Origin of the sequence: Bradyrhizobium sp. (genome assembly GCF_049519115.1) — a bacterium.
In the GTDB taxonomy this organism is placed as follows: domain Bacteria; phylum Pseudomonadota; class Alphaproteobacteria; order Rhizobiales; family Xanthobacteraceae; genus Bradyrhizobium.
The window spans coordinates 1-11,315 of sequence record NZ_JBEKRB010000103.1 but is presented as its reverse complement, the minus strand read 5'-3'; the positions used below and the strand labels follow the sequence as shown (position 1 = coordinate 11,315).

At 58.5% G+C, this 11,315-nt stretch carries 11 protein-coding genes and 2 pseudogenes; 5 read left to right on the top strand and 8 right to left on the bottom strand.

The features are described 5' to 3' along the window. Positions 1-121: 121 nt before the first annotated feature. The 6 genes and pseudogenes from ABSE61_RS34500 to ABSE61_RS34475 form a co-directional block, all read right to left on the bottom strand. Positions 122-457, bottom strand: a pseudogene (locus ABSE61_RS34500) (adenylate/guanylate cyclase domain-containing protein); the annotation flags it as partial. Between the two features lie 41 nt (positions 458-498). Continuing rightward, positions 499-1,326, bottom strand: coding sequence for an enoyl-CoA hydratase/isomerase family protein (locus ABSE61_RS34495; RefSeq protein ID WP_423875656.1), 828 nt, complete (start codon positions 1,324-1,326; stop codon positions 499-501). A 23-nt stretch (positions 1,327-1,349) separates the two neighbouring features. After that, positions 1,350-1,976 (bottom strand): cysteine hydrolase family protein, encoded by a 627-nt coding sequence (locus ABSE61_RS34490; protein WP_423875655.1) that lies wholly within the window; start codon positions 1,974-1,976, stop codon positions 1,350-1,352. 34 nt (positions 1,977-2,010) lie between these two features. Continuing rightward, positions 2,011-2,535 carry a hypothetical protein gene (locus tag ABSE61_RS34485; RefSeq protein ID WP_423875658.1) on the bottom strand — a complete coding sequence of 175 codons (525 nt, stop codon included), beginning with the start codon at positions 2,533-2,535 and terminating at the stop codon, positions 2,011-2,013. A gap of 118 nt (positions 2,536-2,653) precedes the next feature. Further along, positions 2,654-3,067, bottom strand: coding sequence for a cupin domain-containing protein (locus tag ABSE61_RS34480; protein WP_423875654.1), 414 nt, complete (start codon positions 3,065-3,067; stop codon positions 2,654-2,656). 261 nt (positions 3,068-3,328) lie between these two features. Further along, on the bottom strand, positions 3,329-6,178 hold the full coding sequence (locus tag ABSE61_RS34475; protein ID WP_423875653.1) for an ATP-binding protein: 2,850 nt from the start codon (positions 6,176-6,178) through the stop codon (positions 3,329-3,331). A gap of 251 nt (positions 6,179-6,429) precedes the next feature. On the opposite strand from ABSE61_RS34475, the gene ABSE61_RS34470 reads away from it, so the two are divergent. The 4 genes from ABSE61_RS34470 to ABSE61_RS34455 all read left to right on the top strand — a co-directional run bounded on the left by ABSE61_RS34470 (position 6,430) and on the right by ABSE61_RS34455 (position 9,270). Next, entirely contained in the window at positions 6,430-7,749 is a 1,320-nt protein-coding gene (locus ABSE61_RS34470; protein WP_423875652.1) for an epoxide hydrolase family protein, read from the top strand. A 103-nt stretch (positions 7,750-7,852) separates the two neighbouring features. Further along, a complete protein-coding gene (locus tag ABSE61_RS34465) occupies positions 7,853-8,248 on the top strand; it encodes an Ohr family peroxiredoxin (protein WP_423875651.1) in 396 nt (131 codons plus the stop codon). A gap of 78 nt (positions 8,249-8,326) precedes the next feature. Further along, positions 8,327-8,746: an organic hydroperoxide resistance protein gene (locus tag ABSE61_RS34460; protein ID WP_423875650.1), complete on the top strand. Its 420-nt coding sequence runs from the start codon at positions 8,327-8,329 to the stop codon at positions 8,744-8,746. A 224-nt stretch (positions 8,747-8,970) separates the two neighbouring features. Further along, positions 8,971-9,270: a site-specific integrase gene (locus ABSE61_RS34455; protein ID WP_423875649.1), complete on the top strand. Its 300-nt coding sequence runs from the start codon at positions 8,971-8,973 to the stop codon at positions 9,268-9,270. 91 nt (positions 9,271-9,361) lie between these two features. On the opposite strand, the gene ABSE61_RS34450 is transcribed toward ABSE61_RS34455, so the two are convergent. Further along, the gene (locus ABSE61_RS34450; RefSeq protein ID WP_423875648.1) at positions 9,362-9,748 is read right to left on the bottom strand and encodes a hypothetical protein; all 387 of its coding nucleotides are present in this window, start codon (positions 9,746-9,748) and stop codon (positions 9,362-9,364) included. Between ABSE61_RS34450 and ABSE61_RS34445 the strand changes: the two are divergent. Next, a pseudogene (locus ABSE61_RS34445) lies at positions 9,740-10,429 on the top strand (tetratricopeptide repeat protein); the annotation flags it as partial. The gene ABSE61_RS34450 and the pseudogene ABSE61_RS34445 sit on opposite strands and share 9 nt — an antisense overlap. A 150-nt stretch (positions 10,430-10,579) precedes the next feature. Here ABSE61_RS34445 and ABSE61_RS34440 read toward each other — a convergent pair. Then, entirely contained in the window at positions 10,580-11,053 is a 474-nt protein-coding gene (locus ABSE61_RS34440) for a reverse transcriptase domain-containing protein (RefSeq protein WP_423875657.1), read from the bottom strand. Positions 11,054-11,315 lie beyond the last annotated feature (262 nt).

Sequence of the window (11,315 nt, the reverse complement as noted above, 5' to 3'; positions counted from 1 at the left end):
CGCCGGTGCTAAGCCCTGAGGAGGTGAAGCGCGTCCTGACCATGGCGACGAGCCTGAAGGCGCGAGCGATGCTCACGTTGGCCTATGGTTGCGGGCTGCGGGCCGGCGAGGTGGTGCGGCTGTCGTTTTCGTCGACAATGATGTCGCCGACGTGAATGCCGATCCGGAACAAGATCCTTTGGTCCTGAGGCACAGACGAATTCTGGTCGGCCATGGAGCGCTGGACTTCCACCGCACTGCGCACCGCATCGACGGCGCTTGCAAACTCGACCAGCATGCCGTCACCGGTCGTCTTTACGATGCGGCCTCTATGGGACGCTATGGTTGGGTCAACGAGAGCTTTTCTAACAGCCTTTAGTCGGGCCAGCGTGCCTTCCTCGTCGACCCCCATTAGCCGGCTGTAACCAGCGACATCTGCCGCCAGCACCGCCGCAAGTCGCCGCTCCACTCGCTCCATAGTCACGGTGATACCCTCCCATGAATTCAGGCGAATTGTTGCTATCCGAGCCGACGAAGTGCCTCACCGAAATTCAATTCGAACTCGGTACGCTGACCAAAACCGAGCTGATGCAGCTTGGCTTGACGGGTTTTCGCTCCCGGCCACGTCGTCGATTCGAGAAAGATGCGGTTACTTGCCGCGAATTCGTCGCCTTCGGGTGTTCCAGTCCGGTTAAGAAGACCCTTAACAGCCGCGAGAGCCTGCTTATCGAAAGAGGCAATTCGCAAGGCTAACGCTTTGACGTATGCGTCAAGCTCGGCGTCTTTTATCGCGCGATTGATCATTCCGTAAGCTTCGGCTGTGGTTGCGTCGAAATCATCGGCGCTGAGAATAATCTCTATCGCCCGGGATCGTCCAACGAGCCGCGGCAACCATTCAACGGATCCGCCACCGGGGATGAGACCCACGCCGAGCTCCGGTTGCCCGAAGATGGCTCTCTCCTTGCTCGCAAAGCGGAGATCGCAGGCCAGAATAAACTCGTTTCCGACGCCCCGTGCGCGACCCGCCACCTTGGCGATACTGACGACGGAGGCTCTTGCGAGCCGTAGGACGAAGTCGGTCCATGGGCGGTCGCTGGTGGGACCCGTATTGCCGCGCGATTGTTTTGTACGCGAAGTGTCGTAATGCGCGAAGAAGAAATCTGGATCGGCGCTCTCAAAGATGACGACCTTGAGCGACTCCTCCTGCTCGATCAACGGTATTAGTCGGTGCAGCTCTTCGATCGTCTCCTCGTCCACCATGTTGATGGGTGGGTTGCTGATCGAGACAATCCAGATACCTGGATGAGACCGATCGATAGAGAGTTGATTTTTCTGAACGTCTGTCATGGTTCTTCTCCTGTGGTTGGAATTTACCTGGACGGCAACGCTGCGATCAGCTCGCTTGTGTTGAGGATGGCGTGAGCATAGGTCGGCCCGTTCAGCTCGTGCGCCGCATGCATCATCTCCCTGCTATAGGCGGCCGTCGCGTCTCTAACGAGCGTGACATGGTAGCCAAGCTCCTGCGCGTAGCGCCCCGTCGTCTCGGTACAGGTGTTCGCCAGCAGCCCAACAAGAATGACGTGGCTGATGCTGTGCTGCTTCAGCTGCAAGTCGAGGTCGGTGTTCGCGAACCCGCTCGAGCCCCAGTGCTCCTTGATAATCATGTCACCGTCCCGGGGAGCAAAGTCCGGATGCCAATCTCCTCCCCATTCACCACGCGCAAAGCTATGGCGGTGCATGATGGCGCATTGCGTTGGGCTAGGATGGCACCAGGTCTCATAGTCGCCCGGCTCCCACCGACGATGGGGCACGATGAAAACCTGGATGTCGGCGCTACGCACCGCACTGCTTATGGCTCTCAGGTTGTCGAGAAGCCCTACTTCAGTCGCCACGTCTTTGACACGCGGCCAAACTTTTCCTCCCTCCGAAAGAAAGTCGTTGTAGGGATCGATGAATAACAGCGCAGTCGTAGCCTTGTTATACGCATGGTTCGTCATGGCATGTCCTCCTAGGTTTTCAACCGGATCCAACTCAATTCCCGAGCGCGGCCCGCTCGATGCTGGCCGCGAAAAGCGGCGTCTCACCTTGATTGTGTGCGATGGATGCAGGCTGGCGCTGGGCACGAAATAGATCGAAGGGGATGCCCTGTCGCGCCAGGAAATTCAGCAGATCCTCGGTTGCGAATGTCCGGACCCGGTTCGTGAATTCGCACTTCCCACCGCCGGCGTCCTTGACGCTCAGCTCCCACGTCACGTGAATGGTCGTCCGCCCAGTTGGAGTGAAAACGTCGGACGTTGAATCCAGTATCAAATGGCTTTTGCTGCCGAACGTCTCGATGTAGTGCTCCACGATCATGCTGCCGCCGATGACCTCGACATTGATGGACATCCGCTTGCCGTCCGGCGCAGTCGTGAACCCGGCGGCGATATGTGCCGGCGAGCAGGACTGATATTCCTGCTCCGAGAGGCCAAAGCACCACTCTGGAATATCTATCTTTTCGATCGGAGCGTTGATGATCGCCGTAAAGCTAGAGTCAACGATTTGATGCTCGGTCATGTTGTGGTCCTCAGTTTGATGGAAGTTGCGTGCGTTTCCGCTGGATTTGATGGCAACGGTCATGATGTCTTCTGCTCTGCTACGTAAGCCTCGTGTACGACCTCCGCCGCGCCGGCCGTCATTTCACCAAGGTGACGAGCGGCTTTGCTTTTTCGACGACGTATGTCGCAAGCTCCGCCGCGGCGGTGCCACCGACGTTCCTTGCCGAATGGACAGTGCCAGCCGGAACAAAGAAGACGTCGCCTGCCTTGAGCGTCACCGGCGGTTTTCCCTCGACCTCATACTCAAGCGAGCCCTCCAGGACGTAGATGATCTCTTCGCCCGGATGCGTGTGTCTGCCGAAGGCCGCTCCCGGGGCGAAGTCGACGCGCACCTGAACGGCCTCGCGTCCGCTCGTCCCAAGGTCGTGTCGTTGTAGGTCGGTTCTCTTGGTTCCGGTTTGAGCGATAGCCGCTCGCGGCGGCATAGCGCCCGCGTTGATCAGCATCGCTGTTGCTGCGATGCGCGCTGTCTTCAGGAAAAGAGGGCTCATGTGGGTCTCCTCAAGTTCGGGTTTTGTGAACCCAACCGGAGCCGAGCGAGGCCCGGCCGGTTGATGCGCCCTGATGTTGGCGCGAGCTCGAGGAAATTGCCCGTTATGGGTCGTTAGCCGGTGTTAGCTCCCGCGATAAATCCAGGGTGATGTGAGAAGAAACGCGGCGCCCGGGCGCAATCGAACACCTCGCGCGGCTCTTCACCGTGCGGCCACATCACCGAAGCAATCGTTTGCTTGCCGGTTCGGTAGTCCGGGAGATTATCCCAACGTGGCGAGCAGCTCTTCGGCGGCTTTGAGGTCGGCGGTTTCAAATCCTTCGGTAAAACCTGCATAGACCGGCTGCAATAGCGTGCGTCCGATTTCGGCATTTCCCCGCTCTGACAAAAGCTTCGCGAGGTCTATTGCGGCACGCAACTCCCATCCGCGCGCGCCTTGACGGCGGCTCAACTCGAGCGAATCCCTGAAACAAATCCCCGCCGCGCGCCGATCGGGCTCGCGCATCGACAGGAGAACTTTTCCCTTTACACGGAGGAGTTCCGGCACATATAGCGTCTCGCCACCGACTTCGACTTGCTGAATTCGTTCATCGATCAGGACTTTGCTTTCACTTGACCGCCCAATCGCCACTAGTCCTTGAGCCAGCGCCATAGTGAACTCCGTGCTGAGTATCTCGTGTCGTGCCGCGCGGAGTCGCTCCAGTATTGCCTGCAAATCCTTGATGCCTGCATTGGTGTTTCCTTGCTTGATCGCCAACTCTGCTTTGCGACCCAGTCCAACAGCCATAAGAGGCCCCAAGGCATTGGCTTCGGCATGCGAGAGGGACAACTCGGTGTGGTATTCGGCGGCATCGAGATCGCCGGCCATGAGGAAAATCGATGCCGCGCCTGCCAAAACGAGCGCCAGTGCTGCCGGATGGCGCATGGCTTTGGAGGCTTCAACCCCCCGGCGCGTGAACTCCAGGGCCTGGGTCGGATAACCCTGCAGCCAAAGGGTACGCGCCAGTGCGATATACGAATGATAATGAGGATCGAGGCTAAGAAGGCCTGCTCCGCGATCGGATCTGGTGAACATCCGCATCAGGGAATCAAGCTCCGCGCGCGAACCTGCAAGGTCACCGGTAACCTGCAGTGCCCTTCCCAACATCGCGTGGGCAAGCGCTTTCACCGTCAGGTCGTCGGACGTCTCGGCGATGGCGCGGCAACGTCTAGCGCATTGAAGCGCAGACCTGAGGTCTCCTATCCGGGCATGGAAATAGTGCTCCATGTTGAGGATTTCGGCTTGATGCGCCGTTTCCCCGTGTTCTTCGGCAATAGCCAGACTTCGATCCAGGGCCTCACTTACGGCGCTGCTTTCGCCATACATTTGCGACGAAGAGAATCCCAACGCCGCCTGAAGATGCATCTCGTCGAGACCTCCGGCTGTAGTCTCGTCGAAGGCGAGGATGGCACGTTGCGACCAGCGGTGACATTCCGGAAGCAGAGACATCGCCAAAAAGACCTGGACCGCGGCGGCGGCAAGACTGATGCCGACCTTGGCGTTTCCTCCTGGTGAAAAGCACCATTCAAGTGCCACCCGAACATTGTTGATGCCGGCGAAATGTGAGGCTCGCTCGATTCCACTCGATGAAGTCGACCATTCCTTCCTGCCCTGCTCCAACCACCGACGAAAATACATGGCATGGCGTACCGACAGGTCGTTTGCATCGGCGTTGTCAATGCTGATCTCACGAGCGTAAACGCGCGTCGTGTCGAGAAGCCGGTAGCGCATCATCGCGCCCAACGGACTCGTTGCCACGATCGACTTAGCAACGAGATTATCTATGGCGCTAAGAACAGTGGGCCTGTCGAGAGCAGCATTGGTCACAACTTCCAACGCCGCATCCAGGGTGAAATGGCCAACGAAAACAGCGAGCCTGCGAAGCGCCACGCGCTCCAACTCTGTCAGGAGACCGAAACTCCAGTCCAGCGTGGCCTGCAAGGTCCTTTGGCGCGGTGGCGCGGTTCGCGACCCCAGCCACAGCAGGGTGAGGCGTTGATCGAGAAGTGCAGCGGTTTGCTGCAGTCCATAGGACTCTACGCGTCTTGCCGCCAGTTCGATTGCGAGTGCTACTCCATCAAGCTTTCGACAGATACTTGCGACGATCGGCGCTTCCGCGTCGCTTACGTCCAAACGCGCACCACTGGCGGCGGCGCGCTCCACAAACAGCTGCGTAGCCGGGAACGTCCGAACCGCCGCCGCCGTAAGCCCCGGGTCGTCCGGCGGACAGGCTAGCGCATCTAATCGGTAGATATGCTCGCCTTCTATCCGAAGCGCTTCACGACTTGTTGCCAAAATGTGGACCTGAGGCGCCGCATCTATGATACGTGCTGCCAATGGCGCCACCGCTTCAACAAGGTGCTCACATGTATCGAGGATCAGGAGGACTCTCTTGTTGCGCAGGTAAGCGATCAGACTGGGAGTCGCGTCGTTCGATTGAACCGATAATCCAAGCATGGAGGCGATGCCCGCCGTCACTAGCTCGGGATCGCCGAGCATTCCGAGATCGACGAATAGCAAAGCACCCGAGAAAGCCTCGATCAGGTGGTGTCCGACCGCTATCGCAACGGTGGTTTTGCCGACGCCGCCAGCACCGACGATGGTGACAAAGCGCGAAGCGCCCAACTGAGCCGACAATTTCAGAACATCTTCGTCCCGGCCGACTACCTGGCTCAGGCGGTTGGGGAGATTGGCTTGAGGAAAAATGTCAACAAGAGGCACATCATCTGGTGGATTTCCCCGGGAGACAGGCGCAACGAAGCAATATCCTCGTCCTGGGAGTGTCGTGATGTATCGGGCGTCACCCTGCCCGTCGCCCAACGCCCTACGCAGGCCGTTCATGTGAAAGCGCAGGCTGCCTTCCTCCACGATAACATCGGGCCAGACCCGCGAAAGTAAATCCTTCTTGCTGACGATTTCGTTCGGGGCGGAAGTCAAGGCGACCAATATATCAAGCGCACGCGCGCCTAATTCGACGGGGACCCCTTCCTTCATAAGAAGACGCTCGTTCGCCAGTAATTTGAAAGGGCCGAACGACAAACCGTCGTCAGTCCGTTTGATAGCCGTCGCCATAACCCCCTCTGTGACCGTGCCCGCTTAACTGGCTGCCCTGAGATTACGACCCTTCCTGCAGGCCATAAAGGGCAACGCGACGGAGCGTTTCTGCAACGACCAGGCGATAGAATTTTCTCGATAAAACAAGGAATTAGGTGCGTCTAACAGGCGATAACAACGCCTAACGGGTGATTCCATCCTCGTGGGGATAGGTCTTGGGCAGCACGCAAGTGCCACCCGAGCAAACCATCAACCCCAGGAGAGACACCATGGATACCATCAAGACCTCCGAAACAATCGATCAGGATCGCCGTCGGCTGTTAAGTACGGCCGCCGCGGGCATTGCTCTCGTGGGCGCAGTGAGCCTGCTCCCGTCAGAATCGACCGCTGCGCCGGCGGGCGATGCCATTCGACCCTTCCACGGCGTCAACGTTCCCGAAGAGGCCCTCGTCGATCTGCGACGGCGCATCGTCGCGACCCGCTGGCCCGAGCGGGAAACGGTCACGGATGCATCCCAGGGAGTGCAACTCGATACGACCCAGGCGCTCGCGCGCTATTGGGCGACAGAGTACGACTGGCGCAAGATCGAGGCAAAAATAAACGCTCTGCCGCAGTTCATCACCGAAATCGACGGGCTGGACATTCACTTCATCCACGTCCGCTCACAACACGAAAGCGCGTTGCCGCTGATCGTCACGCACGGATGGCCCGGCTCGATCGTTGAACAGATGAAAATCATCGATCCGCTGACAAATCCCACCGCACACGGCGGAAAAGCATCTGACGCGTTCCATGTCGTAATTCCGTCGCTTCCCGGCTACGGTTTTTCTGGAAGGCCGGCTACGACTGGCTGGGACCCGGCCCATATTGCACGTGCCTGGACCGTATTGATGAAGCGCCTCGGATACTCGAGATTCGTGGCGCAGGGAGGCGATTGGGGCGCGATCATCACTGAGCTGATGGGCGTGCAGGCGCCGCCGGAGTTGTTGGGCATCCACACCAACATGGCTAACGTAATTCCGCTCGACATCGACAAGCTCGCCTTTTCCGGCGCGCCGGCACCAGCGAATCTCTCGACCGACGAGAAGCTCGCTTACGATCGGCTCAGCTTCGTCTATGCGAAGGGCATCGGCTACGGCTTCCAGATGGGGTTGAGGCCGCAGACGCTATATGGAATAGCGGATTCGCCGGTCGGCCTGGCGGCCTACTTCCTTGACCACGACGCACGCAGCTACGAAATGATCGCACGTGTCTTTGCCGGAAAGAGCGAAGGCCTCACACGAGACGACGTCCTCGACAACATCACGCTCACATGGTTGACGGATACGGCGCTCTCGGGGGCCCGTCTCTATTGGGAGAACAAGGGCGCCTCGTTCTTCGCCGTTAAAGGCGTCGTGGTGCCGACAGCCGTGAGCGTTTTCCCCGACGAACTTTATCCTGCTCCACGGAGCTGGGCAGAGCGGGCGTATCCCAACCTGATCCATTACAACAAGCTCGATAAAGGCGGTCATTTCGCTGCCTGGGAACAGCCGAAGCTTTTCACCGAAGAGCTTCGCACGGGCTTCAGATCACTCCGAAAATCAGTCTGAAAATGTCGGCGCGCGCGTAAATCGCGCGCCGATCCAATCTGTCAGCCGTCACGCTAGGACGCAGCCTATACGGTTCAACCCTAACCTTCGAAAGGAAATAGCCATGACCGAGAAACTTCTCCTCACCGGAAAAACCCACAACACGAATGGCCGCGCCGGCGGCGCACGCAGCAGCGACGGTCATCTCGACATCAAACTGCCGGAGCCGCATCCGGCCGCCGAGCAGCTCTTTGGCGCCGCCTGGTCGGCCTGCTACATGGGCGCGATCGAGCTTGCGGCTATGCAGCGGAAGGTCAAACTTCCGGCTGGTCTGGCGGTCGACGCCGAAATCGATTTGAACCAGGCGGACGGTGCATTTTTCCTCCGCGCGCGTCTGAACGTTAGTGTGCCGGGCGTCAACCGCGAGCAGGCCCAGGCCCTGATCGATGCCGCGCACACGATTTGCCCGTACTCCAAGGCGGTTCACGGCAATATCGACGTCAAGACCACCCTCGTCTGAGCCCGGCCCTCGAGGCTCGATGCGCGCGAGCCTGGAGGCCCCCTCATGCAGGGTCACTACTCCAAAGAAGACTGAGACATGAACCACATCGTAAAAGTGCTCCATACGGCCAAGACCGAGACCACAGGCGATCGCGATAATGGCGCCTCACGCAGCTCTGACGGTTTGCTCGATGTCAGGCTTTCGACCCCCCGTTCGGCGCGCATCGGTACCAATCCGGAGCAACTATTCGCGGCCGGCTGGTCGGCCTCGTTCGCAAATGCGATCATAATTGCGGCTCGCAAAAGGAAAATTGCGCTACCGGCCAAAATTAGCATCGATGCCGAGGTAGACTTGACCCTCGGGAGGGGCGGCTACTCGCTCAGCGCCCGGCTCAACGTGAAGATCCCGGGTCTGGAACGCAGTGTAGCAAAAGAGCTGGTCGATGAAGCGGAGAAGATATGTCCGTACTCAAAAGCGACGCGCGGCAACATTGAAGCAACGATCAAGCTGGCCTGAGCAAGAAAGTTATCGGGAGTTGTAGCAGCCGGTATGGCGCAGACTTAGGAATGAACTGGCACTGGCTCTCACTGTCAATTGTCCGCGTTGGGTCAATCGCTACACCGCGACTGCCGCCAGGCTGCCTCCCAGAGTCCGCTTTCGCGCGAAAACAGACCTGATTTGATCGCCTAACCCGATGGCTCATGCTTGTCGCCTCTGTAACCGAGCCGAGGAGTATGGCCATGCAGGATCAAGTGAATGCGACTCCGGCGCCCAAGCGGGTGCCTTGGAACAAAGGAAAGCTGACAGGCGCAAAGCCGCCGCTGCGACCAAAACACGTCTGGTCCATCCGGACAAAGCTCCAGATCGAGGGTCGCGCTCGCAATCTCGCCATGTTCAATCTGGCAATCGACAGAAAGCTACGTGGCTGCGACGTCGTCGCCATCCGGGTCGAAGATGTCGCCGCCGGCGGCTACACGGCAGATCGCGCAACTGTCCGGCAAAAGAAAACGGGACGGCCTGCTCTGCTGACCTTCGGATGACGGTTCAGTGCCAGGAACGGAAGTGGGGCCTCACGCCAAACAGGTTTGCTCATTTGGAGACGAATCATCTAAAGATTCGGTCCGATTTGAATTAAGCGATCAAACTCGCCAGGCCATCGATGATTATCTGAAGGCCGCCAACAAGAGACCCGGCGAATCCTTGTTCGCCGGCCATCGCGGCCCCAACCGCAGCATGACGACCCGACAATATGCCCGCCTCGTCTCTGAGTGGATCGGCAGCATTGGACTGGACCCGAGATTTGGTTTGGTTCTTTTTTGAAATTGTCTGATGAATCGTAGCGAGCGCCGAGCGGCCGCCAAGAGAGGCAAACTGGGCCAAAATGCCCACTCTGCCAGCGATCCCGTCATATTTCGCAACCTGGTGCTGGGACAACTGCGTGAGGGAAGCTGGATCGAAGCTCAGCTTTCTTGCAGGCGAGCCCTTGAACGAAATCCGGATGATCCGGAAATGCTGCATCTGATGGCCTTGGTGTGCTTCAATGCCAAGCAATTCGACCATGCCGTGGAATGGACATGCCGCGCGATCGCTAAGGATCCGAAACCGCTCTATCTCACAACGCTCGGTACCGCTCTACTGAATGAACAGCGGCACAACGAAGCGATAGCTACCTTCGAAAAAGCGATACAACTCACGCCGAATGACGCAGATTCGTGGAAAAATCTCGGCATTGCGCTTGTTGAATCTCAGCGCCCAGCTGACGCGATCCTGGCCTTTCAACATGCAGTCAGGCTGAATCCTCAACATTGGGAAGCGTCAAACAACGCAGCTCTTCTGCTCTATCGGCTGGAGCGAATGGAAGAGGCTTTAACTCACTTCAACCTGTGCGACAAACTACAACCAAACCACGCTCCGACTCTTCAGATGCGTGCCCTCACATTGCATAACCTGCAAAGGCTCGACGAAGCCTTGATCGACAGCGGCCGAGCGTTGGATCTGGATCCCTCTAACGCAGATACCCGCAACAATATCCGCCTGACCCTGCAAGCCCTAGGCAGGAACCAAGACGCGCTTACGTGGTTCGATCAGGCACTGGAGCTTCGGCCGAACCACGTTGAGACCTTAAACAACAAAGCATCATCGCTGGCCGAGCTGCGCCGAATCGATGAAGCTTTCGCCATATACCAACAAGCAAAGACCCTAGATCCAGGCCATTTCGCCACCCATTGGAATTTGGCTCTGCTTCAGATGCTGACAGGGAATTTCGAGGCGGGCTGGGCCGGACGTGAGGCTCGCTGGAGCGTAAAGGGGCTCCCCGTCACCTCGCTAAATTCAACCACACCAACTTGGCTACACGTTGCTCAGCAGCACGCTAATCGATCCACCTTGCGGGGTTCCCTGCTCGCTCGGATGAACCGCTCCATCTTCCAAGACGCCCGCTTTCAACCAACGCCGGATCAAGCTGATCAGGCGCGGATCGCCGACTCGATGTTCGACAAATCGGAGCACCCAGTCGTGATTGAGGCTCCCGAAGAAGTTCTTCAAATCCGCCTCCAGTACCCAGCCAATCATGCCGCCGGCGATGACCTCATTGAGGGTCGCCAAGGCGTGATGGGCGCTAAGCTTCGGCCTGCCGCCGAACGAGCAGGGCAAGAAGTCCTGCTCGTAGATGCCGGACAGCACCTCAGCCGTGGTGCGTTGGAGCGCCCGGTCGGCGACAGTTGGAACCCCGAGGGGGCGCTTCTCCGTCTTGCCAGGCTTGGGGATATAGACCCGCCGAATGTTAGGCGCGCGATATCCCTGGCGGTGGATGGATTGGAGCACCGGCTCTATCCAGCCCTCGAAGCTCTCCTTCGCCGCCTCCACCGTTTGACCATCCACCCCAGCGGCGGATCGCTTCGGAATCTTGGATAGATTCTCCAGCACCCGGTCGCGCGTGATGTGATGGGCCAGCGAAGTGAAGCGGGAATGTCAGAAGTTTTGTGTAAGAGGCCCCTGTGATGGTGGTTGAGGGTCAGCGAACTGACCCTCAATAGTCAGTTCGCTGACGGCGGAAAGCGGTCACCGAACTGGATAGCAAATTGGC